The sequence below is a fragment of the Vibrio sp. RC586 genome (assembly GCF_000176715.1).
Classification (GTDB): Bacteria; Pseudomonadota; Gammaproteobacteria; order Enterobacterales; family Vibrionaceae; genus Vibrio.
The window spans coordinates 766,468-789,324 of sequence record NZ_ADBD01000013.1 but is presented as its reverse complement, the minus strand read 5'-3'; the positions used below and the strand labels follow the sequence as shown (position 1 = coordinate 789,324).

Below are 22,857 nucleotides of genomic sequence, written 5' to 3'. Positions count from 1 at the left end.
TCAATCACGGTTTTTAGTTTAATGCAGAGAAATATTCGTTTTAGGTCACATCTCTGTCATCGGTAGATAGAAGGATTAAGGCTGATGAGTGCCGATTCAAATAAGCTCGCTGTTACGCTCGATACGTTGCGTTTTCCTTTGCATGGAGCGCGGCTGATTGAGGCCTCGGCAGGCACCGGAAAAACCTACACCATTGCCGGACTCTATCTGCGTCTGGTGCTTGGACATGGCTGCGCGGAAACTCGTCACGCGCATCCACTGAGTGTTGATCAAATTCTGGTGGTGACTTTTACCGAAGCGGCCACTGCAGAGCTGCGTGACCGTATTCGTCGCCGCTTGCACGATGCGCGCCTCGCTTTTGCTCGTGGCGCGAGTGACGATCCGCTGCTTCGCTCCCTGCTGGCTGAATTTACCGATCACAACTTAGCCGTCTCTTTGTTGCTGAGTGCCGAGCGGCAGATGGATGAAGCAGCGATTTTCACCATCCACGGTTTTTGCCAACGGATGCTGACGCAAAATGCGTTTGAATCGGGCAGTCGCTTTGAAAATGAATTCGTCACTGATGAAAGTCGTCTCAAAGCGCAAGTGGTGGCCGATTATTGGCGCAGACAGTTCTACCCTTTGCCCATTGCCCTCGCGAGCGAAGTGCGCCGCTTATGGCCTGCACCCTCTGCACTGTTGGCTGAGATTGCCGGTTATCTTTCTGGGCCGCCAGTCAAACTGACCACACCTTTGATGGAAGGGGATTTGGCCGCGCTGCAACAAGCGCAGATAGCGCGCATTAGCGAGATTAAGCAGCACTGGTTAGCGGAGCGAGATGAGATTGAGCCCGCAGTAACTGGCTCTGACCTGCACAAAAATAGCCAAAATGCGCTGCTGCGCCGTTTGCCGATTCTGGATACTTGGGCGCAAAGTGAAACGCAAGATCTGCAAGTACCGTCAGAGCTTGAAGAGTTCACCCAAAGCGGGTTGCTTGCCAAATCGAAGAAAGGCAATCCGCCACAATTAGCGCTGTTTGAACGGATCGAAGCGTTTCTTGCCGAGCCTGTGTCACTCAAAACACCGCTTTTGGTGCATGCGATTCATCACTGTCGTCATTGGTTGGCGAAAGCCAAATCCACCCATCATTGGCTCTCGTTTGATGACTTGCTCACTCAACTCAGCGCTGCTCTGGATAATGATGAGCAAGGGCTATTGGGCGAGCGGATCCGCACGCTTTATCCGGTGGCGATGATCGACGAATTCCAAGATACCGATCCGCTGCAGTACAGCATTTTCAGTCGGCTGTATCTGGGCTATCCGCAGTGTGGATTGCTAATGATCGGCGACCCGAAACAGGCGATTTACGCTTTCCGTGGCGCCGATATTTTCACTTACATCAAAGCGCGCAATCAGGTGAACGCTCACTACACCTTAGGCACGAACTGGCGATCCAGCGCAGCGATGGTGGCGGCCGTGAACCAAGTGTTCAGCTCTGCGACTCATCCGTTTATTTACAGTGATGACATTCCCTTTCAGCCCGTGGCGGCAAGCCCTGGTGCTGATAAGCGCCATTGGTCACTGGAAGGGCAAGTACAACCAGCTTTGACCTATTGGTGGCCGGAAGATCTGGATAAACCACAAAGCAAAACCGATTACTACGCGCAAATGGCCGAGGCGTGTGCGGCGCAAATTCAGCACATTTTGACTGCTTCGGCCTCTGGCGCGGCAACCTTTCATCGCGGCGAGGCGATTGAAGCGGGCGATCTGGCGGTGCTGGTGCGTACCGGTAATGAAGCGCGCATGGTGCGCGATGCACTCAGTCAGCAAGGTATCGCTAGTGTGTATCTTTCCAACCGTGATAGCGTGTTTGCCAGCGATGTGGCGCAAGATATTGAACGCTTGCTGCTCGCCGTGTGGCAGCCAGAAGATGAGCGCTTGCTCCGTGCGGCGGTTGCCTCGAATCTGTTTGCGTTAACCGCCAGCGAGCTGGATGCGCTGAATAACGATGAAAACGAATGGGAACAGTTGATTGCCGAATTTCGTCAATATCGCCGTTTGTGGAGCGAGCGCGGCGTATTGCCGATGCTGCGTGCAGTATTAACTCAGCGCCACATTGCCGAGCGTTGGCTGGCGGAAAGTGAAGGTGAGCGCTGGCTCACCGATTATCTGCACATCAGCGAACTCTTGCAGCAGGCCACGCGTGAGATCGATAGCGATCAGGGTTTACTGCGTTTTCTGACTCAGGCGATGGCGGATGCTGCGCAAGGGCTCGGTGGCAGTGATGAGCAGATCCAGCGTCTCGAATCTGAGCGGCGTCTGGTGCAGATTGTCACCATCCACAAATCAAAAGGGCTTGAGTACCCGCTGGTGTTTTTGCCGTTTGTGATGAGCTATCGCGAGAGCAGCGAAGGCAAATATTACGATGCTGAATCGGCCACTACTTGGGTCGATTTAACCGGCAATGAAGAGGCGTTAGCCAAAGCCGATCAAGAACGTTTGGCAGAAGATTTACGCTTGCTGTATGTGGCGCTCACTCGCGCTGTGTATGGCTGTTTTATTGGGATTGCGCCGCTGCGCAACGGCAATTCGAGCCAAGAGCCGACCTCGGCGCATCGCAGTGCGATGGGGTTTCTGCTGCAAGATGGTCAAGAGGGTGGTATCGCGGATCTGCAGCAAGCGCTGCTTAAACTGTGTGAAAACTTACCGGATGTCGCGCAATGCCCACCACCGAAGCGTTTCGAGCAAGCGTATCAGCCGCCACAACTGGACGAGCGAGAGCTGACTGCCCGTGAGTTAAGCCAAGCGATTGATCGCCGCTGGCGAGTGACCAGTTACTCAGGCTTGGTGATGCAATCGAGTCATGCTCGCCATGATCCTTTGCAAGAGTTGCCCTTGCTTGAAGTAGGCGGTTTTGATCTTGATAGTGCGCAAGAGCGTGATGGAGCGGCGCTGGAATCTGTCGAGCGCTCGATTTTCAATTTCCCGCGTGGTGCACGCCCCGGCACGTTCTTGCATTCGCTGTTTGAAGAGGTGGATTTCCAACAATCGGCGCACAGTGAACCCAATACTAAAATCATCCTTGATTTGATGGAAAGTGAGCAGATTGAAACTGAGTGGCTGCCGGTGTTGCAACAGTTGGTCGACACCGTATTGAGCACGCCACTGGATGGTAAAGTACTGCGCTTACAACAGATTATGGCCGCCCAGCGCCTGACCGAGTTGGAGTTTTTACTGCCGATCGAAGTGTTGGATGCGCCAACCCTGAATCGCATCACCCAGCGCCATGATCCGCTCTCGGCACACGCGGGTGATCTCGGTTTTCACTCGGTGCAAGGCATGCTCAAAGGTTTTATCGATCTGGTGTTTCAATATCAGGGGCGCTATTACGTGCTGGACTGGAAATCCAACCATTTGGGTGACGATCCAGCAGCGTATCATCCACAGCGTTTGGGCAGTGCGATGGCCGATCATCGTTACGATCTGCAATACCAAATTTACGCGTTAGCGCTGCATCGCTTTTTGCGCAGCCGTTTAGCTCATTACGACTACGAGCAGCATTTCGGCGGCGTGTTTTATCTCTTCTTACGCGGGATGGATGGGCGCAGCGATCAAGGCGTGTTCCATACCAAGCCAAGCTTGGCCTTGTTAGATGAGTTGGATGGATTGATTGCAGGGCGCGAGCTGGCACAAAGAGCGAGTAAAGCTGGGCAGATGGAGCTTGATTTATGATGTTTTGGGATAGCGAAGTAGCGAAACGTCTGCTGGCACAAGGCGCGCTGCGTCCTTTGGATGTGCAGTTTGCCCGCTTTATTGGCAAGCAAGCGGTACTGGCTGGGCACAACGCTGCAGAAAGCGAGCTTTTGAGTGTACTGAGCGCGGCGCTGAGTGCGGAACTTGGGCGTGGGCACATCTGTTTGCCGCTGTGGGATGCTCACGGTAATCGCTGCGATCTGGCGGCACTGGTTGGTCTTTATGGTGAAGCGAGTTTGCAGCACAGTGAGCGCTGGTTAGCGGTAGACTGGCAAGCCTTACTACAAGCCTCGCCTTTGGTGGGGCAGCAAGGTGAAGCGGTGCCGTTAATGTTTGATGGTGCAAGGCTCTATCTGCATCGCTACTGGCATTATGAAAAGCAACTGGCGGCGCGATTGACTGAGCTAGCAGCACCCCAACGTTTAACCAGTGCTGAACTGGCTAACTTGCGTGAACGCCTTAATACCTTATTTGCCCGCGACTATTTAGGCTTGTGGCAGGCACTACAGCAAAAGCCGTTGAGTTCGGTCGAGCGGATTCAACTGCTGAATGATCGATTGGATGTGGTGGAGTCGGACGCGCTGGATTGGCCTGCGATTGAAGCCGTGGTCGAAAAAGCGCAGCGCGCCGCGGATTTGCAACCGTTAGAGCAGCTTATTCCGCTTACTCACTGCTTAAACTGGCAAAAAGTGGCGGCCGCTGTCGCGCTCACGCGCCGTTTTGCGGTGATTTCCGGTGGGCCGGGAACCGGCAAAACCACCACAGTGACCAAGCTTCTGGCGGCACTGATTAGCCAAAGTATGGCGCAAGGTAAAGTGCCAGAGATCAAATTGATCGCTCCAACCGGCAAAGCCGCGGCGCGTTTAACCGAATCGATGGGTAAAGCGGTGAGTCAGCTGGCGATAGAGCCTGAGATCGCCGCGGCGATCCCGAGCACTTCTAGCACCATTCACCGTTTGCTTGGCGCGATTCCGGGCAGTGCTGAGTTTCGTCATCACGCACGCAATCCACTCCATCTTGATCTGTTGGTAGTCGATGAAGCGTCCATGGTCGATCTGCCTTTGATGGTGAAACTGGTCGAAGCCTTGCCGAAGCACGCTCGTTTGATTTTGCTGGGCGATAAAGATCAGTTGGCCTCGGTGGAAGCGGGGGCGGTGCTCGGTGATATTTGCACCTTCCTGAGCCAAGGTTACGGCAATGAGCAGGGGGCGCAGTTGGCTGAACTGACGGGTTTTGCCACTCTGCGCCAAACTGCCAGTAAGACGGTGAATCCGGTGGCGGATTGCTTATGTATGCTGCAAAAAAGCTACCGTTTTGATGCGCGCTCTGGCATTGGTCAATTGGCGAAAGCGATCAACAGCGGATCTCCGGCGCGCGTTGAAGCGGTGTGGCAGCAATCGTTCAGCGATATTGAACATTTTGCGCTCAGTGGCGAGCATTATCAGCAACTGCTGCAAACGTTAGTACAGGCTTATCGTCCTTATCTGAGCTTGCTCAATCAGCCGGCTGAACAATTTGAGTCGACAAAACAAAGCATGCTCACACTCGCCAAATCAGCACTCGATGCGTTTAGTCGCTGCCGATTGCTCTGTGCGCTGCGTGAAGGCGATTTTGGGGTGATGGGGCTGAACACTCGCATCGAACGAGCATTGAATGCTCACAAGCTGATTAAAACTCAAGAAGAGATCTGGTACCACGGGCGGCCGATCATGGTCACGCGCAACGATCATGGCTTGGGTTTATACAATGGCGATATTGGCTTGTGTATGCGCGATCGTGAAGATGATCAGGGCAGACTGAAAGTCTATTTTGAGTTGCCAGATGGCAGCATCAAAGCCGTGTTACCGAGCCGAGTACCGCAACATGAAACGGCGTATGCGATGACCATACATAAATCGCAAGGCAGTGAATTTGATTTAACTTTACTGATACTACCGCCGGATTACAGCCCGATTTTGACGCGCGAGTTGGTTTATACAGGAATCACAAGGGCGAAAAAACAGCTTAAATTGTATTGTGATAACAAGGTGTTGCAGCGGGCGATTAAAGTGAAAACCCAAAGGGCAAGTGGGCTAGTGGCAAGGTTGGAGCAGTAAATGCTCCGCCATTCCGTGGCGGCACAGCATTAGACGTTAGCAAAAGCTTTGGTAAAAGTGATACTGCGGATCTGGTAACGTTTACAAGATTCTAGGAGGAAGGTTTTTAAATTGTCACTGGCGGGAAACACACAGTGCACATCGACTCCTGAGAGAAACTCTGCGTCAGCCATATCCCAGAAGCTTTGTAGAGAGTTACAAATAACGGTTTTCATAGACGATTTGCTCTTAGATACATGATAAATGTAGTAGTAAAAGCAATCCATGCGTGAATTGAGAGAGGTCTCAAGCGTCAAATCCTGACAATATTGCTGAACAAAATTTAATCAAAAACGCGCGCATTCTATCGACCTCTTACCTAAAATAAAAGCGAAAAATGCACAAAAAAGATGCAACAAAGTGCATTAATATTTCATATCTTTTCATATGCATTTCAAGCTGTTGAATTTAAAGCTGCAGCATCAAAATTTTTGAGCGGCGTTGGTAGTTATATAAGCTCTTTTTGGCCATCGGCAGAGCTTCCACATCAGCTTCAATAAAGCCTTGTTCGCGGAACCAGTGTGTGCTGTGAGTAGTCAGCACAAACAGGTGACGAATACCCATCTGCTTTGCTTGATGCTTGGTGTGCACCAACAAATGCAGGCCACGGTGACCGTCACGATATTCAGGATGAATGGCCACACAAGCCATCTCTGCCATCCGTTCTTCTGGGTAGGGGTAGAGTGCCGAGCAACCAATCACTAAACCATCTTTGTCGATGATGGTGAACTTGTGGATCTCTTGCTCCAGTTGCTCACGAGATCGACGCACCAGAATGCCTTGCTCTTCCAGTGGACGAATCAAATCAAAAATACCACCGATATCATCAATGGTCGCTTCGCGGATCTGCTCGGCACTGGCCATCACGATCTGGGTGCCGATACCATCAAACGAGAACAGCTCTTGGATCAACGCGCCATCTTCTTTGTAGCTCACCAAGTGACTGCGTGGCACACCGGCGCGGCACGCTTTTAAAGCGGCGCGCAAAAAACGCATGGTGCTGAAGCACTCTTCATCATCTGGCGCGCACTCTTGCTCCATGTTTTTGACGAGGCGTTCAACATCGCTCGGGAAGAGTTCGGCAATCGCGTTGCCTTTGGCATCGATGATCCCTTGCTGTGGGCAAAACCCGATCAGCTTGTCGGCTTTAAGTTTAATCGCCACTTGTGTGGCCACTTCTTCGGAAAGCAGATTGAAACACTCACCGGTGACTGAGCTGGTAATCGGGCCAAGCAGAACAATCGAACCTAAATCCAACATGCGGTTGATGCCTTCTACATCAATCCGGCGAATGCGTCCGCTGTGGCAGTAATCGACACCATCATCTATACCTAGTGGTTGAGAGATGATGAAATTGCCGCTCACAACGTTGAGTTGAGTGCCCGCCATCGGCGTATTGTTCAGGCTCATGGAAAGACGCGCGGTGATCGCGTGTTGCAGTTGTCCGGCGGCTTGCATCACTAAGCCTAGCGATTGTTCATCAGTGATCCGCACGCCTTTGTGGTAAGGCGTATCACGTTGATTTTTTTCAAGGATTTGATTGATTTGTGGACGAGCTCCGTGCACGAGTACCACTTTAACGCCAAGGCTGTGCAGCAGTGCGATGTCGCTAATAATGTTGGGGAAGTTTTTATCGGCAATAGCCTCTCCCCCGAGCATGACGACCATGGTTTTTCCACGATGGGCGTTTACATAGGGCGCTGACTGGCGAAATCCTTTGACGAGAGCAGTACTGCGAATTTTCACGGCTGAACATCCTTGGTGTTTAAATATGCGCAAATAATGACTTTTTATTCTTTTTTGAGCAAGCGGTTTTTTATATGACCGGATGAGAAATCAACTCATTTCAAATCCTGTTCATGCAGATTAGAACGGATGCAAAACAGCGGTATGACAAAACCGTGAACTGTGATGAGTCGTAATGGCTGAGTTGTCGAGATGAGCCAAGATGGTGAAAGCAAAACATCAAGCGAACCGAAAAAATGTCGGCTTAAGCAAAGAGCGCTTACTGTTGTTAATTGCTCTATTGGGCTCGGCCTATGTTTTTATGCTGTACAGCAATATTTTTGGACGATTGCAGGATCAGTGGTTTCCGAAATCGGAGCTGTATGGCTTGTGGATAGAGCAAAATGTTGCCCCATACGCCGCACAGAAGATCAGGATCAGCTCACAAGGCGTTGTAATGAATGGAAGGTTGGTAACCACTCACTTTGAGTACGATGGGAATCTGCTGGAATTTATGGTTAATGACCAGAAGTATGCATTCGACATCCAGTTAGAGAAGAAAATCATGAAGCAACATTCATCATCAAATTATCAAGCTGTCTACCAATTGTCAGAAAACGTAAAAAATAACCGTTATTAACAAAACCTCAATTGCACAGTTACGTTGAGTTTGTCATCCTCTTGGCAAACTCAAACCATGGATCTCTTTTGTGAGTAAACGTCTTTTTTCTCTTGTTAGTTTGGCGCTGTTATTTGGTTGTGCACAACAATCGACGGATCGCGCACAGCAATACCAGCAACAAACTTTCCCGCAAATTCTCAATCGTGCCGATGTCGTTGAATCGAACAAACCACGCGACTATACCGAATTCAGCAAACAAAGTGACTTGGTGGTACAAGGTTCAGCTTCGTTGGCTAAACTTTATCAGCCTCTGTATGAGCAGTTGAATGAGTGGGTACTACAAAGTGGCGACCCAGCGACACTGGCTCAATTTGGTATTCAAGCCGCTCAGTTGGGGGGCGGTGATAAGCAAGGCAATGTGCTGTTCACTGGCTATTTTTCGCCTGTTATTGAACTGAGACATCAGCCAAATAGTGAATTCAAATACCCTGTTTATGGATTGCCAAAGTGTAATAAAGACTGCCCAACCCGCAGTGAGATTTATCAAGGCGCGCTGGAAGGCAAAGGCTTGGAATTGGGTTATGCCGCCAACTTGATTGATCCGTTTATCATGGAAGTACAGGGCAGTGGTTTTGTGCATTTTGGTGATGACGATACTTTGGAATACTTCGCTTACGCCGGAAAAAACAATAAAGCCTATGTGAGCATTGGTAAAGTGCTGATTGAACGTGGTTTGGTTGAGCGAGAGAAAATGTCGCTCAAAGCGATCAAAGATTGGGTGCTTGCTAACGATGAAGAAACGGTGCGCGAACTGTTAGAGCAGAACCCTTCTTTTGTGTTCTTCAAACCACGTGCAGCAGCTCCAGTAACCGGAAGTGCAGGGATTCAGTTATTGCCGATGGCATCGGTTGCGGGTGATCGTTCGATTTTCCCAATGGGTACGCCGATTCTGGCTGAAGTGCCGCTATTGAATGCTGATGGTACTTGGTCTGGTGCACATCAACTGCGTTTGTTGATCGTGCTCGATACGGGTGGTGCGGTAAAACAAAACCATCTCGACTTGTACCACGGCATGGGACCACGTGCTGGGTTAGAGGCGGGGCACTATAAGCACTTTGGTCGTGTGTGGAAGCTCGGGTTAGAAAATTCGCCCACCCAAGCACCGTGGGCATTGCCGCCGGAAAAACAAAAATAGTTTTGCCTCTATTGAGTGGGTGGCAAACTGGACATTCTTGTGAAGAGTGCGTATAAATCGCACTCTTTATTTTTCAGCTAGAGTGGAAATGTGGTTATGCGTGAACTCGATACTCCTGCCTCCGACAGTTACAACCAACGTTTTGGTGGTACGCGCCGTCTGTATGGTTATAACGAAGTCGACATTTTACGTGCCGCGCACGTGTGTGTGATTGGGATTGGTGGTGTGGGTTCATGGGCCGTTGAAGCTCTGGCTCGAACAGGTATTGGCGAGTTGACCCTAATCGATATGGATGATGTGTGTGTCACTAACATCAACCGTCAAATCCATGCCATGACCGGTACGATTGGCAAAAGCAAAATCGAAGTGATGGCGGAGCGCGTTAAGCTCATCAACCCAGAATGCAAAGTCAATTTGGTTGATGATTTCATCACGCCGGATAATCAACATCTTTATCTCAGCAAATCGTTTGATTACGTGTTAGATGCGATTGATAGCTTGAAAGCCAAAGCTTCTCTGTTGGCGTATTGCCGCAGCAATAAAATCAAAGTGATCACGGTAGGTGGTGCGGGCGGACAAACCGATCCCACCCAAATTACCGTGGCGGATTTGACCAAGACGATTCAAGATCCGCTTGCGAAAAAGCTCAAAGATCGTCTGCGTCAGCACCACAACTTTCCAACCAATCCAGCGCGTAAATTTGGTATTGATTGTGTGTTCTCGACCGAGCAACTCAAATACCCACAAGCGGATGGCTCGGTATGTGCCACTAAATCCACTGCGGAAGGTCCAAAACGTATGGATTGCGCCAGCGGATTTGGCGCAGCGACGGTAGTAACGGCGACGTTTGGTTTTGTCGCGGTAGCACGCATCGTCGATAAACTGATTCAAAAGCATAAAGTGAAGGAGTAAGGGTATGATGAGTTCATTTCCTGCTCATCCCTTTGGTGATGACATTAATGCACAAACCGTCTTAGAAACCATGCAAACACTGCACGGTTGGGAAGATCGTTATCGCCAGATCATTCAATGGGGCAAACTGCTGCCTGTGATGCCTGAAGCGCTGAAAAGTGAGCAGGTTCTTGTCTCTGGCTGTGAAAGTGAAGTGTGGCTAGTGGCCGAGCAGCAAGGTGAGCCGTGGTTTTTCTGCGCGGATTCCGATGCACGGATTGTGCGCGGTTTGATTGCGATTGTGTTGGCGGCGTTGAATGGTAAAACTTCTGCAGAAATTAGCGCATTTTCGATGGATGACTATTTTGCCCAGCTTGGTTTGCTGGCGCATTTAAGCCCATCACGCGGCAACGGCTTGCAAGCGATAGTCGCGACAATTCAGGCTAAGGCCAAGAACTAACCACCTACTTTTCCAATGAAAAGAGCCTCATCGTGATGAGGCTCTTTTACTATTGATGCTCAGGTTTACAGCAGATCCACCGCTTTATGAATGGCGGCGATCAAACGTTCTACCTCTTCTGCGCTGTTGTATACCCCAAACGAGATTCGCACCGTCCCTTTGACGCCAAACGCATCCATCAAAGGATGAGCACAGTGATGCCCGGCACGAACGGCAATTCCTTGCTGATCGAGCAAGGTGGCGAGATCTTGATGATGCACGCCATCCATCACTAAGCTCAGCACACTGGCGTTAGGCTGATAACCGAGCACGCGAATATCATCGATTTGCGAAATAGCTTGGTAAGCTTGCTGTTGCAGTTGGTGTAAGTGCGCTTCCACGGCGGTGCGATCAAGGCTTTGATACCAATGAATCGCGGTGGCGAGAGCAATGGCACCCGCGACATTCGGCGTGCCAGCTTCAAATTTTCCGGGTAGACCGGTAAAGGTCGTACCGCCAAACGAGACCTTTTCAACCATCTTGCCACCGCCATGCCAAGGTGGCATCGCTTCTAAAAGCGCCGTTTTGCCATACAGCACACCAATGCCCGCTGGCGCATACAGCTTATGGCCGGAGAAAACATAAAAATCTGCATCCAGAGTGCGAACATCCACGGTTTCATGGACTACGCCTTGTGCACCATCCACCACCACAATCGCACCTTGTTGATGCGCGGCTTGGATCACCGTTTCAATCGGCTGACGAGTTCCCGTGACATTAGTGACGTGAGCTAGAGCCACGATCTTGCAGCGCGGTGACAGCATTTTCTGAAAGGCTTCAAGACCAAATTCACCCGTTGCTGTCATCGGGATTTTGACCACTTTCGCGCCCGTTTGCTCAGCGACCATTTGCCACGGCACGATATTGGCATGGTGTTCGGTTTCACTTACCAAAATTTCATCGCCAGCTTGCAATGTGCTGCGGGCATAACTTTGTGCGATGAGGTTGAGTGCTTCGGTGGCGCCACGCGTCCAGATAATGTTTTTGCTGCTCGGCGCACCTATAAACTGCGCGACTTGTTCACGCGCTGCTTCAAATTGGCTGGTGGCTTGCGCCGTCAAACTGTGGCTACCGCGATGCACATTGGCATTGTGCTGGCTGTAGTAGTGGCTGATGGCATCAATCACACATTGCGGTTTTTGCGTAGTGGCAGCACTGTCGAGATAGATCAGTGGGTTGCCGTTGACGGTTTGTTGCAGCGCCGGAAACTGCGCGCGGATTGCATCAAGATTGAGCATCAATAAAACCTGAAAGTTCGGTCAGTTGTTGAGGGTGAAGCGCCATTGGAGCCGCGACTTGTTGAGCCAATTCCGCTCCAGCGAGCAGTGCAATCATGGCGAGCGCAAACTCCAGCGCGGTGCCCGGCCCTTGGCTGGTGAGCAAATGTTGCGTGGCATAGTAACAGACGCGCTGACGACTCAGACGCTCTGAGGGAATATGGTCAAAAAAGTTGGGGTGACAAGTCATGCGTGCGCCGACAAATTTCTGCTGTTTGGCGAAAACCAGTGCAGGTGTCGCGCAAATCGCGGCAACCAGTTTGCCTTGTTGTGAGAATGCATCTATCAGTGCAAGTAGCGGTGTACTATCGGCAAACGCTTGCGCTCCGCCCACACCTCCGGGCAGTGCCAGTGCATCAAAATCTTCCGCAGAGAGGGCATCCAGTGTTTGCTGTGCTGTCAGCCATACACCGCGTGAACCTTGTACTTGCAAATCTTCGCCGATAGCCGCCATAGTGACTTGAAAGCCAGCCCGCACCAAAGTATCAACAATAATGACACTCTCCATTTCCTCGCTGCCATTGGCAATCGGGACTAAAATTCGTTTGCTCATGCCTTGATCCAACTCTGCTCTAAAGTTTTGATTTGATGATATAACTGGCTATTTGCCGGAGTCGCAATACCATGTTGTTCACCTTTGCGCACCACATAACCTGTAATAAAGTCTATCTCGGTTGGCCGTTGGTGGAAAACATCTTGATGCATCGAGGAACGATTAGCCGCAGTCGCTTGGATGACTTGATAAACCAAATCACGCAGTGCGGTTTCATCACAGTTCACCGCTTCTGCTCGCATAACGGCTGTCACCTCATCTAAAATAGCGGCGATGGTCGGCGCAAATTCAGGTACATCTAATGCACCGTTTGAGCATTGATGAATCGCCGTGAGCGGATTAATCGCGCAATTCACCGCCAGTTTATGCCACAGAGCGTGTTGGATTTCTGGATTCCATGTCACTGGAGCGAGTGCGTGATTAAAAACGTCTGCGATAAAATCACAACGTGCACCGAGGGCATTAAAAGAACCCACTTGGGTTTGGCCGAATCCCGTATGGCGGACTTGGTTGAGGGTGGTTTTGAGAGCACCGTGAGTTGTAGTGGCGAGCAATACCGGAAAATGAACCAAAGATTCGTTGATGGCTTCGATTGCGCCCATACCGTTGTGCATAAACAACAACATAGTATCGCGATTCAGATGAGGCAGAAGGGGCAACAGAGCGGCTTCCACTTGCCAAACTTTGACAGTGATCAGCAGTAAATCGGCGTTGGTTAGCGTGTCTCTGTTTTGATTGCTGAACAGAACTGGCTCACCATCGTCAAGTTGTAATTCTAACGTTGGTTGAGATTGGCGGCTCCAGAGTGCCACTTGGTGACCCGCACGATGCAGATGCAATGCCCACAGAGAACCGACCGCACCTGGGCCAAGTACCACAATATTCATCTCTATCCCCTGCTGAAAACCGAATGCGCCAAGGATAGCGAGGGGAGTTTTGAAAGCAATAAAAAATGGCGCGAAGTCGCGCCATTTTTGCTATTCAGGCTCTTTTCCTGTTTAGGAAGGAGTGTGCAGTTTCTACAATTAGAACTTGTAAGTTACTGCTACGTAATGACCAAAGCCTGTTGATTTGAAGCCATCGGTATCTTTGATTCCGTAAACGTCTTTGTAGCCTTTTAGACCGTAACCTACAGCGAAACGATCTGAATGCCAGTAGATACCGTTAAACATTGCGCCACCACTGCTGGCTGTTGAGTATTCATCTTTTAGGCCAAATTGGTAATCAATATAACCTTGGTAAGAGATGAATGAACCGTTCTCGAAGAAGTAGAAAGGCTTGAACCAGTTAGTCGAGATTTGGAAGCCGTTCCAATCTTTGCGGTTGCCATCATAAGTACCGTATAGGTTCAGGCCAACTTTGCCAAACCATGGAACCATCACATCAGAACCAAGACCAATTTTCTGGTTGTTTACAGAAAATGGGTTAGTGGCAAAGTCTGTACCGTCCCATTCGAACAGTGATGCAACGTAAACTTCTTGTACCGGACCGAAAGACATATCAACGCCAGTAAGTGCATCTAGAGACATACGTGGCGCAAACTTCATGAAGATTTTTGGATCGCCAACTTTGTCACTGCTTTTGTTCGTTGCTAAGTTAAACACGTCAACGTAACCGTACAGATCAAAGATGCCAGAACGACCGCCAAATTCCATTTCCAGATAATCATGAGATGATTTGCCTGGAAGTTCGTCGAATGCACCCATTAGGTTAAATTGCATCCACTTGTAATCGTTTTTGTGGATATCGCCATCTGAATAGTCAGCAGCCATAACAGGTGCTGAAGTCGCTGCTAATAGGCTCAAAGCAAGAAGTGATTTACGCATAAAGGGAACTCTCTATAAGTGTGTTGTGTATGGCGGCTGTTTAACGACAGCTCGTTCAACTGGCGGGCATAATAACGATAAAAATCGCAATTAAAAGTGATAAGAAGTGCAAAATTAAAGCTTTCGAGTGATGTTAATCACATCTTTGTGAATTGGTTTTGAACTTATTTTATATTTCATGAAATTGCATTTTTATTGTGATTTTGATCAATTCTTGCGTGAGATTGCAAAATGTTTATCGTGATCGATAAACCAACAATTTTGGTGAGTGATCGGCAAATGGACTCTTTTCGTATACCTAAGTGAATTTATGAAAAGGAGTGAGTAATGGAAGAGATAATGTTGTTTCCACTTAGCTCCATCGTACTTCCTGAAGGAAAAATGAAGCTGCGTATTTTTGAGCCCCGCTACCAGCGGATGGTGGCTCAATGCAGTAAAACGGGCAGTGGATTTGGCCTTTGCTTGTTCGATAGTAAGTCGAATAAAAATGCAAACGAATTATCTAAGTTTGGGACTTTAGTCAAAATCGTTGATTTTGAAACGTTAAGCGATGGTCTGCTGGGTATCACCGTGGTTGGCATGCGCCGCTTTGTGATTCGTAAAGTTCGGGTTGAGTATGATGGCTTACGTATCGCAACGGTGCAGTGGTTGCCCGATTGGCCGAGTCAGGAGTTGTTAGCGAGGGAGCGTTTTTTAGGTGAACAACTGCAAGAAGTGTATCGACAGTTTCCACAAATCGGGGAACTACACAGCTTGTGTTTTTTCGATGATGCGAGTTGGGTCTGTCAACGTTGGCTTGAGCTGCTACCTTTAAGTAACGATCAATTTGATGTATTAGTGGGAAAAACAGATTGCCATGCGGCCTTGGCTTTTTTGCAACGCACCATCGAATCGTATTTGGATACTTGAATAAATTTGTTGGTTAGGATTGATCTTGAGTGGTAACCCTGACGTATAGGCTAGCAAGGGTGTCTGCGTGAGTCATAAAGGATGCGTTTCTATGTTTAATCCATCACCTCATACGTTTGGTCGCCAAGAGTGGCTCGACTGTATGGAAAAGGTCAAAACCAGAGATAAGCAGGCGTTTGCTCTGGTTTTTAGCTATTACTCGCCCAAACTGAAGCAGTTTGTGATGAAGCATGTCGGGAGTGAGCAGGTGGCGCTGGAGTTGGTTCAAGAAACCATGGCCACGGTTTGGCAAAAAGCGAGTTTATTTGATGGACAGAAAAGCTCATTAGCGACTTGGATTTATACCATAGCGCGTAACCTGAGTTATGACTTGCTACGTCGACAAAAAGGGCGTGATGCCTATGTGCTTGCCGATGATATCTGGCCTGACGAATATTGTCCTCCCGACTTAGTTGACTACTACGCCCCGGAGCAAGATCTTCTCAAAGAACAAGTTAGGAAGTTTCTTGACCGATTACCCGAATCTCAGCAACAGGTGATCAAAGCGGTTTATTTAGAGGAAATACCACAACAGGATGTGGCTGATATGCTCGATATCCCTTTGGGCACGGTGAAGTCACGTCTGCGCCTTGCGGTCGAAAAGTTAAGATTATCAATGGATGCGGAGTCTGTATGAGTTATCACCCCGATTATGCTTTGCTCGCCAATTACGTTGAGGGCGATTTAGATTGTGCGCATGGTCTTGCCATTACGGCTCATCTAGAGATTTGCCCACATTGCCGCGATATTGTGCATGAAATTGAAGGCGAATTGGGTGAGCGGCTCAATCAGCAATCAGCACTGGCCGCAGCTTTGCCTGCAGAAGCTGATTGGCAACATATGTTTGATTCGATCGTGGCGTTACCTCAACACCCAACTGCTCCGATAACGGTAAAATCGTGTCCAACCTTGGTAAAGGTCAACGGTAAGCAGATCGCTATTCCCAAGGCTCTGGCTCGCCTCGTGAAACAAGAACAAGCGTGGCGGAGTTATGGCGGCAAAGTGTTTAGTTTACCTTTGCGATCAGAAGAGAATGTACGAATGAATCTGATGTACATCAGCCAAGGTGTTTCGATTCCGCAACATACTCACAAGGGATTTGAGTCAACCTTGGTGCTGCATGGTGGATTCAGTGATGAAAACGGTCATTATGAAGTGGGTGACTTTATTCAGCATGACGGGCAAGTTTGCCACTCCCCTCGTACGCCGCAAGGGCAAGACTGCCTCTGTTTAACGGTACTGACTGAGCCGATGGTGTTCACCCAAGGGGTGGCGCGGATCTTTAACCTCTTTGGAAAAGGGCTCTATCCGTAATTGGGGCGATGTCATGGAAAGTTGAAAGGGAGCTGCTTGGCTCCCTTTGATTGAGTCCATTTAACAAGATAGATAATCGTTCTATTGGGCGATGTTATCCTCTGGTGTTGGATCTTCCTTATGCTGTTTGGCTTTTTCCAACATCAAGGTAAAGTCATTGCGCAGTGAATAAAGCATGATCAAACTCGGGATCACCATCACCGCGGTCAAAATAAAGAACAGCGACCAATCATTAAGGTAATCCGCTAATTCTCCACTAAATGAAGCGATCGTTGTCCTGCCTAAGTTACCCAGAGAGGCAAGCAAAGCATATTGGGTTGCTGAAAATGCTTGCCCTGTCATTAAGGTTAGAAACGACACAAAGGCCACTGTGGAAAAGGCCGAAGTAAAGTTATCGACGACTAATGTCGCTAAAAACAGGTGTTCATTAGGACCGACTTTGGCGATCCAGGCAAACATCAAGTTACTCGACGCCATAGCGATACCACCAATCATCAGGCCTCGCACAATCCCGAATTTGATATTGACTAGGCTGCCAAGTAAGGTAAACAAAATGGTGATACCCCAACCGAGCAGCTTAGAGTAGTAGCCGATCTGCTCGTTGCTAAAACCAATTTCTTTATAAAAGGCAATCGACATACGACCCAAAAAGGCTTCACCGATTTTGAACAGGAACACAAACAGCAGTAGTGTCAGCGCAACGCGAAAACCATTACGACGGAAAAAATCGATAAACGGCTCGAATACCGTAACGGTTAACCAACGAAGAATTCGATTGCTAACGATCTGTTGGTGGCGTTCTTCGGCAAGTTGCTGTAATTGATCTCGCTGGGTCTGTGGCTCACCTACCAGCAAAGTAAACAGCATTAATAACCCAACCACTCCCGCCATAATGTAGTAAACCCCATTCCAACCCATGCTATCGGCATTCACGAACGCAAAATAGCCTGGCAGAGAGTACCCTGTCGACCAACCGATCACCGCCATTGCAGAGGCTTGGGGGAGTTTGCTCGATTCACTTTTTGAGAAGGAATCAATTCGGAAAGCATCGATTGCCACATCTTGCGTGGCTGAAGCAATCGCAATCCCCAAAGCGAACATGGAGGTGAGTATCAGATTATTGGCTGGGTTAATGCCCGCGATCAGCAAAGTACCTATTAAAATGATGCACTGGCAAAAAAAGATCCAACTTCGGCGCTGACCAAGCATCGAGTGCAGAATGGGTAACTTGACTCTATCGACTAGCGGAGCCCAGAGAAAGTTAATCGCGTACACCGTAAATATACTGCCGAAATAACCGATGGCAGCGCGGCTGAGTCCGGCATCTTTCAACCAGCCAGTCATGTTGGAACCAATCAATACCCATGGGAAGCCGCTGGCACAACCCAGCATAAATACCCAAAGCAAGCGTCGATCAAAATAGCTAACAATCAATTCTAGCCAAGAATGGGACCGGGGCTGTTGAACCATAACGAGTCCTTTATGAGAATGATTAGGAAGATAGTCGCACTCCCGCTACTGGGAGTGCGGTGAGGTCATTTAAGGTAAGAGGATGACTTTGTTGATGATGATAGGAGTAATAGGCACGTTTTGCATCCGACCTTTATTTTGAGTAGGTTGCTGAGCCATTTTTTCAATCACATCAAATCCTTCAGTCACTTGACCAAATACGGCATAACCTGGGGGTTGGGCGGCGTAGTTCAAAAAGTCATTATCGACCAAGTTGATGTAAAACTGGCGAGTCGCAGAATGTGGATTCTGAGTTCGAGCCATCGCAATGGTCGCTGTATCGTTGCGTAAACCATTACTGGCTTCATTGGCGATCGGGGCGTAGGTTGGCAGTTGGTTGAGGTTTGCATCAAAGCCACCACCCTGCGCCATAAACCCAGGGATCACTCGATGAAATTGGCTGCCCACATAACTACCATCATCCACGTAGCGTAAGAAGTTTGCTACCGAAACGGGAGCTTTCTCTTGATTTAGCTCCACGGTGAAATTCCCAAGTGAGGTTTCTACTTCCACTTTAGGTCCCGCCCAAACACAACTGCTCAGCAGTGCTGTTGCAGCCCACAGCCATGACTTAGCCATTGAAACGCTCCTGCATGTAGCTTTGCAGCTCAGTATCGTTGGCAATCTCTTTCAATACCAAGTTAATCATGTCATTGAGTACGGTTTCGATTTCATCGTTGGAGGCGCTCAGCATACCAGTACGTTTTGCTGTACCTGCATAGCTTTTTACGAGCTTGCCTTTTGGTGTTTCCGCGGTGATCTCTAGTGTTACACTACCATCCATCTCATTTTCAATCATAGAGTGTTTCACCGATACCAACAGCTCTTGGATTTCCAAAGTGATGGTGTTTTCGCTGTTTACGCTGAGACGGAAACCTTGCGAGCCTAGCTGTTCTGCCAGCGCATTCTCTAAAGTGATGCGAACGTTTTGGCGAGGGTGAATCGGCTCAATATTGTTACGGCCACTATCAACCAAAGCCACATACTGCGCAGAACGTACATCTTTACTCACCAGAGAAAAGCTACTGTTTGTCACAATTGCATTTTGGCTTAATGCTGCTTGAGGCGTTACGTTGATTTGGCTCTGCTGAGGAGCAGAACAAGCGGTAAGTAGAGCGATGGAAGCCGCAAGAACCAGTTTTTTCATGGTTAATTCCTTTCGTTTTATTGTGCACACAGCCGCAAGGCTTAAGATTTAATAGCTTGTAAGATAACAAATTTACTGTTGTTGGCGATCACTCTAACATGGCTTTTGCCAAACAATCTTGCCAGTTTTACATCGTAGCCGAGGTGACGATTGCCGATCACCCATAATTTCCCGCCTTTTTTCAGAACTTGCTTTGAGTCACAGAACATCTGCCAAGCAATGTGATCGGTAATCGTCTGTTGTTGATGAAAGGGGGGGTTACACACAATCATTGAGCTGCTTTGTGCTGAAAAACCATCTAAACAGTTGTTAGCGACACATTGGATATCCCGTTCACCAAGATTGTTGTGTAAGTTTTTTTGTGCTGAAGAGATCGCCATAAAGCTTTCGTCAACACAAGTGATCTTCGCTTGTGGGTTCAGTTGCCCAAGACGAACAGATAGCACCCCGTTGCCACAGCCGAGATCAATAAAATCTTCTAGAGTCGGATCTTCTGGTAAATGCTCTAGGATAAATCTGGCTCCCAGATCTAAACTTTCACCCGAATAGACATTCGGTAAATTAGTGAGAGAGATAGCATAAGGCTCAACGCTCCAGCGACAATCTTTGCTCACGTCAGGAATTGGATTCGCAGTGGCTGAACTGAACACTAAACGGTGCTTTTTCCAAGCTAATGATGTTGTGGTCGCGCCTAAGTATTTTTCAAATAGGTTTAGCGTAGAAGTGTGGATCTCCTTCGCTTTGTTTACCGCAATAATCGGTGTGCTAGCCGGAAGGGCTTTGCGCAGCTGGCTGAGGATCCAAATTAAATGGCGATTGCTTTTCGGTAGCTGTAATAACACCACATCAGCATCGGCAGGGATTTCATCCATAGTGGTAAGGAGGTTCACCATAGGGAGCTGATTGTGCTGCAAATTGGCTTGAGTCGCTTGATGGGCAATGTATGAGTCACTCATCATGCTGACTTTATGTTGTTTCGCAAACCAGCAGCTCAAGGCACCAAAGTGATCATTAATGATCACAACATGGCTATTTTGAGGTAGGCCAAGTTGCTCAACATGCTGGATGAGATACTCATCGCCGGCATCCCAAGCTTGCAGGGTGTCATTATTGCGTTTCGGGAATCGATGAAGAGTGAGCGTCTGCTCAAGCAAAGTAAGCTCAGTTTTCATATTGCTCGTGTTTCTAGTAAATTGACGGCGCATTGTCTCAGATGGCGATAAAACAGCAAACTAAAACCTAGGTTTTTGAAATTTAGCCACACGCCAGACCTTCCATGGTCTATTCTCAATTTGTCATGTTGTCGACACACGAGTGTTCAACAAGGAAAGCAATATGATTCAAAATGTTATTGAAAAGAAGCTGAATGATGAATTTCAGCCAAAGTTTCTCAACGTGCTTAATGAAAGCGATATGCACAACGTGCCAAGAGGTTCAGAAAGTCACTTTAAAGTCACGATTATTAGTGAGTGTTTCGAGGGATTGCGACTCGTTGCACGACACCGGTTGGTCAATCAAACCTTGTCGGATGAGTTAGCCAATCATATCCACGCTTTGGCGATTCATACCTATACTCCTGAAGAGTGGCAACAGAAGAATCAGGAGATACCAGAGAGTCCTATGTGTTTGGGTGGTTCACGGAAAAATGCTCAATAAAATGTGCTACAACTATTAACTCTGGTTGTCTCTTGAACGATTTTTTAACACGGTTTAAACAAATTGGCCGGAGCAGACTGACTTTTAGTCGGTTTTACGATATCGATACGATAAATTGTCCTACATAAAATAGGCTTTAGTGAGTTTGTGCGATGCTTCAAAATTATGATGATTTCTTAGCCTTTCGCTCAGGATTCGTTTGAAATTAAACCGTGATTCAGGGCATTGGTCATGGCATCAAGTTCCCAAAAGATGCTAGACTACAGCACCTGACAAATCCCCCACATGATTTGTGATGGGATTTTTAAAAGGATGTTGCGGTTTTAATGGTTAAAGCCATTAAAACGGACACTAACAATGTCGTGTCTACCGAGGTAAGGATTCCGCTAGCGTTGTTCAGTTGTAAGAACAAGGCAAACGGAGTGCGCCTCGAATTTGCGCAATGAAAGAATCTTTTTCCCGATAAAAGTAGTGCAAGTGCGTATGATTACAATAAAAAAGGGTTTGGACCTTCCTATTGCAGGAACTCCTTCCCAGGTGATTAGTGATGGTAAAGCCATCAAAAAAGTCGCCTTGCTTGGCGAAGAGTACGTTGGCATGCGTCCTACTATGCATGTTCGCGTAGGTGATGAAGTAAAAAAAGCTCAGATTCTTTTTGAAGATAAGAAGAATCCGGGTGTGAAATTTACTTCACCAGTCAGCGGTAAAGTGGTTGAAATCAATCGTGGTGCGAAGCGCGTTCTTCAGTCTGTAGTGATTGAAGTAGCGGGTGATGACCAAGTGACATTCGACAAGTTTGAAGCCCATCAGCTAGCTAGTTTGGATCGTGATGCGATCAAAACCCAGCTTGTTGAATCAGGTCTTTGGACTGCTTTCCGTACTCGTCCGTTCAGCAAGGTTCCAGCCGTTGATTCCACTTCTGAAGCCATTTTTGTTACTGCAATGGATACCAATCCATTGGCAGCTGAGCCTACGGTAGTGATCAACGAACAATCGCAAGCCTTCGTAGCGGGTCTCGATGTGCTTTCGGCTCTGACCACTGGCAAAGTGTACGTTTGTAAAAAAGGTACTAGCTTGCCACGCTCTCAACAGTCGAACGTAGAAGAGCATGTCTTTGATGGTCCCCACCCTGCTGGCCTCGCAGGCACACACATGCATTTCCTCTATCCAGTAAGTGCAAGTCATGTCGCGTGGAGTATTAACTATCAGGATGTGATTGCGATTGGTCAATTGTTCCTGACCGGTGAGCTATACAACCAGCGTGTTGTTTCTTTGGCAGGCCCAGTAGTGAACAAACCTCGTTTGGTTCGCACGGTATTGGGTGCATCGCTAGAGCAACTGGTGGATAGCGAAATCATGCCAGGTGAAGTGCGCATTATTTCTGGTTCTGTGTTGTCTGGTACTAAAGCCACTGGACCTCATGCTTATTTAGGCCGTTACCATCTTCAAGTATCTGTCCTGCGTGAAGGGCGTGATAAAGAACTGTTAGGTTGGGCAATGCCTGGTAAGAACAAGTTTTCTGTTACTCGCTCTTTCCTTGGTCATCTTTTCAAAGGTCAAGTGTACAACATGACCACCACAACCAACGGTAGTGATCGTGCCATGGTGCCAATTGGCAACTATGAGAAGGTCATGCCATTGGATATGGAGCCTACCTTGTTGCTTCGTGATCTGTGTGCTGGTGACAGTGACAACGCGATTCGCTTAGGTGCTCTGGAGCTAGATGAAGAAGATCTGGCACTGTGTACGTTCGTTTGTCCAGGCAAATACGAGTACGGTCAGCTCCTGCGTGAGTGCTTAGACAAGATCGAGAAAGAAGGGTAATTTC

General features: G+C 48.4%; 21 protein-coding genes. 11 read left to right on the top strand and 10 right to left on the bottom strand.

The features are described 5' to 3' along the window. Positions 1 to 84 precede the first annotated feature (84 nt). Positions 85 to 3,711, top strand: coding sequence for an exodeoxyribonuclease V subunit beta (gene recB / locus VOA_RS01935; protein ID WP_001271598.1), 3,627 nt, complete (start codon positions 85 to 87; stop codon positions 3,709 to 3,711). Beyond that, positions 3,708 to 5,828: an exodeoxyribonuclease V subunit alpha gene (gene recD, locus VOA_RS01940; protein WP_000971708.1), complete on the top strand. Its 2,121-nt coding sequence runs from the start codon at positions 3,708 to 3,710 to the stop codon at positions 5,826 to 5,828. Before recB ends, recD begins: the two co-directional genes overlap by 4 nt. A gap of 29 nt (positions 5,829 to 5,857) precedes the next feature. Here recD and VOA_RS01945 read toward each other — a convergent pair whose 3' ends face one another. Then, positions 5,858 to 6,043 carry a hypothetical protein gene (locus tag VOA_RS01945; protein WP_000859479.1) on the bottom strand — a complete coding sequence of 62 codons (186 nt, stop codon included), beginning with the start codon at positions 6,041 to 6,043 and terminating at the stop codon, positions 5,858 to 5,860. 232 nt (positions 6,044 to 6,275) lie between these two features. Further along, a complete protein-coding gene (gene argA, locus VOA_RS01950; RefSeq protein ID WP_000702680.1) occupies positions 6,276 to 7,613 on the bottom strand; it encodes an amino-acid N-acetyltransferase in 1,338 nt (445 codons plus the stop codon). A 202-nt stretch (positions 7,614 to 7,815) separates the two neighbouring features. Between argA and VOA_RS01955 the strand changes: the two genes are divergently transcribed. The 4 genes from VOA_RS01955 to csdE all read left to right on the top strand — a co-directional run bounded on the left by VOA_RS01955 (position 7,816) and on the right by csdE (position 10,760). Further along, a complete protein-coding gene (locus VOA_RS01955) occupies positions 7,816 to 8,232 on the top strand; it encodes a DUF2850 domain-containing protein (RefSeq protein ID WP_000237548.1) in 417 nt (138 codons plus the stop codon). Positions 8,233 to 8,302: 70 nt separating this feature from the next. Beyond that, a complete protein-coding gene (gene mltA, locus VOA_RS01960; RefSeq protein WP_000044353.1) occupies positions 8,303 to 9,409 on the top strand; it encodes a murein transglycosylase A in 1,107 nt (368 codons plus the stop codon). A gap of 96 nt (positions 9,410 to 9,505) precedes the next feature. Then, positions 9,506 to 10,321 (top strand): tRNA cyclic N6-threonylcarbamoyladenosine(37) synthase TcdA, encoded by an 816-nt coding sequence (gene tcdA, locus VOA_RS01965; protein ID WP_001208560.1) that lies wholly within the window; start codon positions 9,506 to 9,508, stop codon positions 10,319 to 10,321. Between the two features lie 7 nt (positions 10,322 to 10,328). Continuing rightward, positions 10,329 to 10,760 (top strand): cysteine desulfurase sulfur acceptor subunit CsdE, encoded by a 432-nt coding sequence (gene csdE, locus VOA_RS01970; protein WP_032468419.1) that lies wholly within the window; start codon positions 10,329 to 10,331, stop codon positions 10,758 to 10,760. A gap of 65 nt (positions 10,761 to 10,825) precedes the next feature. On the opposite strand, the gene csdA is transcribed toward csdE, so the two are convergent. The 4 genes from csdA to VOA_RS01990 all read right to left on the bottom strand — a co-directional run bounded on the left by csdA (position 10,826) and on the right by VOA_RS01990 (position 14,455). After that, a complete protein-coding gene (gene csdA / locus VOA_RS01975; protein WP_000933166.1) occupies positions 10,826 to 12,037 on the bottom strand; it encodes a cysteine desulfurase CsdA in 1,212 nt (403 codons plus the stop codon). Then, positions 12,024 to 12,629 (bottom strand): DJ-1 family glyoxalase III, encoded by a 606-nt coding sequence (locus tag VOA_RS01980; RefSeq protein ID WP_000044226.1) that lies wholly within the window; start codon positions 12,627 to 12,629, stop codon positions 12,024 to 12,026. The genes csdA and VOA_RS01980 overlap by 14 nt, the downstream gene beginning before the upstream one ends. Then, on the bottom strand, positions 12,626 to 13,516 hold the full coding sequence (gene panE, locus VOA_RS01985; protein WP_001028564.1) for a 2-dehydropantoate 2-reductase: 891 nt from the start codon (positions 13,514 to 13,516) through the stop codon (positions 12,626 to 12,628). The genes VOA_RS01980 and panE overlap by 4 nt, the downstream gene beginning before the upstream one ends. A gap of 138 nt (positions 13,517 to 13,654) precedes the next feature. Next, positions 13,655 to 14,455, bottom strand: coding sequence for a nucleoside-specific channel-forming Tsx family protein (locus VOA_RS01990; protein ID WP_001232275.1), 801 nt, complete (start codon positions 14,453 to 14,455; stop codon positions 13,655 to 13,657). Positions 14,456 to 14,782: 327 nt separating this feature from the next. On the opposite strand from VOA_RS01990, the gene VOA_RS01995 reads away from it, so the two are divergent. The 3 genes from VOA_RS01995 (at position 14,783) to VOA_RS02005 (ending at position 16,717) form a co-directional block, all read left to right on the top strand. Then, a complete protein-coding gene (locus tag VOA_RS01995) occupies positions 14,783 to 15,364 on the top strand; it encodes an LON peptidase substrate-binding domain-containing protein (RefSeq protein ID WP_000391270.1) in 582 nt (193 codons plus the stop codon). Between the two features lie 91 nt (positions 15,365 to 15,455). After that, a complete protein-coding gene (locus VOA_RS02000) occupies positions 15,456 to 16,040 on the top strand; it encodes an RNA polymerase sigma factor (protein WP_000483033.1) in 585 nt (194 codons plus the stop codon). Continuing rightward, positions 16,037 to 16,717, top strand: coding sequence for a ChrR family anti-sigma-E factor (locus VOA_RS02005; protein WP_000120266.1), 681 nt, complete (start codon positions 16,037 to 16,039; stop codon positions 16,715 to 16,717). Before VOA_RS02000 ends, VOA_RS02005 begins: the two co-directional genes overlap by 4 nt. 81 nt (positions 16,718 to 16,798) lie before the next feature. Here the strand turns inward: VOA_RS02005 and VOA_RS02010 are convergent, their stop codons facing one another. The 4 genes from VOA_RS02010 to VOA_RS02025 all read right to left on the bottom strand — a co-directional run bounded on the left by VOA_RS02010 (position 16,799) and on the right by VOA_RS02025 (position 20,545). Further along, positions 16,799 to 18,187 (bottom strand): AmpG family muropeptide MFS transporter, encoded by a 1,389-nt coding sequence (locus tag VOA_RS02010; RefSeq protein ID WP_000250600.1) that lies wholly within the window; start codon positions 18,185 to 18,187, stop codon positions 16,799 to 16,801. Between the two features lie 69 nt (positions 18,188 to 18,256). Next, positions 18,257 to 18,805, bottom strand: coding sequence for a peptidylprolyl isomerase (locus VOA_RS02015; protein WP_001140225.1), 549 nt, complete (start codon positions 18,803 to 18,805; stop codon positions 18,257 to 18,259). Continuing rightward, positions 18,798 to 19,373 (bottom strand): YajG family lipoprotein, encoded by a 576-nt coding sequence (locus tag VOA_RS02020; protein ID WP_000737550.1) that lies wholly within the window; start codon positions 19,371 to 19,373, stop codon positions 18,798 to 18,800. Before VOA_RS02020 ends, VOA_RS02015 begins: the two co-directional genes overlap by 8 nt. A gap of 41 nt (positions 19,374 to 19,414) precedes the next feature. Beyond that, positions 19,415 to 20,545, bottom strand: coding sequence for a methyltransferase (locus tag VOA_RS02025; protein ID WP_000845876.1), 1,131 nt, complete (start codon positions 20,543 to 20,545; stop codon positions 19,415 to 19,417). A 163-nt stretch (positions 20,546 to 20,708) separates the two neighbouring features. Here VOA_RS02025 and VOA_RS02030 point away from each other — a divergent pair, with 163 nt between their 5' ends. Beyond that, a complete protein-coding gene (locus VOA_RS02030; RefSeq protein ID WP_000615733.1) occupies positions 20,709 to 21,029 on the top strand; it encodes a BolA family protein in 321 nt (106 codons plus the stop codon). A 483-nt stretch (positions 21,030 to 21,512) separates the two neighbouring features. After that, the gene (locus tag VOA_RS02035) at positions 21,513 to 22,853 is read left to right on the top strand and encodes a Na(+)-translocating NADH-quinone reductase subunit A (protein ID WP_050413533.1); all 1,341 of its coding nucleotides are present in this window, start codon (positions 21,513 to 21,515) and stop codon (positions 22,851 to 22,853) included. The last annotated feature ends 4 nt before the right edge of the window (positions 22,854 to 22,857 follow it).

What these genes read in the sequence shown, in the direction of transcription:
- csdA (WP_000933166.1), bottom strand. Translation starts at nt 12,037, where the DNA reads ATGCTCAATCTTGATGCAATCCGCGCGCAGTTTCCGGCGCTGCAACAA.
- VOA_RS02030 (WP_000615733.1), top strand. Translation starts at nt 20,709, where the DNA reads ATGATTCAAAATGTTATTGAAAAGAAGCTGAATGATGAATTTCAGCCA.
- VOA_RS02010 (WP_000250600.1), bottom strand. Translation starts at nt 18,187, where the DNA reads ATGGTTCAACAGCCCCGGTCCCATTCTTGGCTAGAATTGATTGTTAGC.
- VOA_RS02020 (WP_000737550.1), bottom strand. Translation starts at nt 19,373, where the DNA reads ATGAAAAAACTGGTTCTTGCGGCTTCCATCGCTCTACTTACCGCTTGT.
- VOA_RS01995 (WP_000391270.1), top strand. Translation starts at nt 14,783, where the DNA reads ATGGAAGAGATAATGTTGTTTCCACTTAGCTCCATCGTACTTCCTGAA.
- VOA_RS02025 (WP_000845876.1), bottom strand. Translation starts at nt 20,545, where the DNA reads ATGAAAACTGAGCTTACTTTGCTTGAGCAGACGCTCACTCTTCATCGA.
- VOA_RS01945 (WP_000859479.1), bottom strand. Translation starts at nt 6,043, where the DNA reads ATGAAAACCGTTATTTGTAACTCTCTACAAAGCTTCTGGGATATGGCT.
- VOA_RS01955 (WP_000237548.1), top strand. Translation starts at nt 7,816, where the DNA reads ATGGTGAAAGCAAAACATCAAGCGAACCGAAAAAATGTCGGCTTAAGC.
- tcdA (WP_001208560.1), top strand. Translation starts at nt 9,506, where the DNA reads ATGCGTGAACTCGATACTCCTGCCTCCGACAGTTACAACCAACGTTTT.
- VOA_RS02000 (WP_000483033.1), top strand. Translation starts at nt 15,456, where the DNA reads ATGTTTAATCCATCACCTCATACGTTTGGTCGCCAAGAGTGGCTCGAC.
- VOA_RS02005 (WP_000120266.1), top strand. Translation starts at nt 16,037, where the DNA reads ATGAGTTATCACCCCGATTATGCTTTGCTCGCCAATTACGTTGAGGGC.
- panE (WP_001028564.1), bottom strand. Translation starts at nt 13,516, where the DNA reads ATGAATATTGTGGTACTTGGCCCAGGTGCGGTCGGTTCTCTGTGGGCA.
- VOA_RS02035 (WP_050413533.1), top strand. Translation starts at nt 21,513, where the DNA reads ATGATTACAATAAAAAAGGGTTTGGACCTTCCTATTGCAGGAACTCCT.
- VOA_RS01980 (WP_000044226.1), bottom strand. Translation starts at nt 12,629, where the DNA reads ATGAGCAAACGAATTTTAGTCCCGATTGCCAATGGCAGCGAGGAAATG.
- VOA_RS01990 (WP_001232275.1), bottom strand. Translation starts at nt 14,455, where the DNA reads ATGCGTAAATCACTTCTTGCTTTGAGCCTATTAGCAGCGACTTCAGCA.
- recD (WP_000971708.1), top strand. Translation starts at nt 3,708, where the DNA reads ATGATGTTTTGGGATAGCGAAGTAGCGAAACGTCTGCTGGCACAAGGC.
- csdE (WP_032468419.1), top strand. Translation starts at nt 10,329, where the DNA reads ATGAGTTCATTTCCTGCTCATCCCTTTGGTGATGACATTAATGCACAA.
- VOA_RS02015 (WP_001140225.1), bottom strand. Translation starts at nt 18,805, where the DNA reads ATGGCTAAGTCATGGCTGTGGGCTGCAACAGCACTGCTGAGCAGTTGT.
- recB (WP_001271598.1), top strand. Translation starts at nt 85, where the DNA reads ATGAGTGCCGATTCAAATAAGCTCGCTGTTACGCTCGATACGTTGCGT.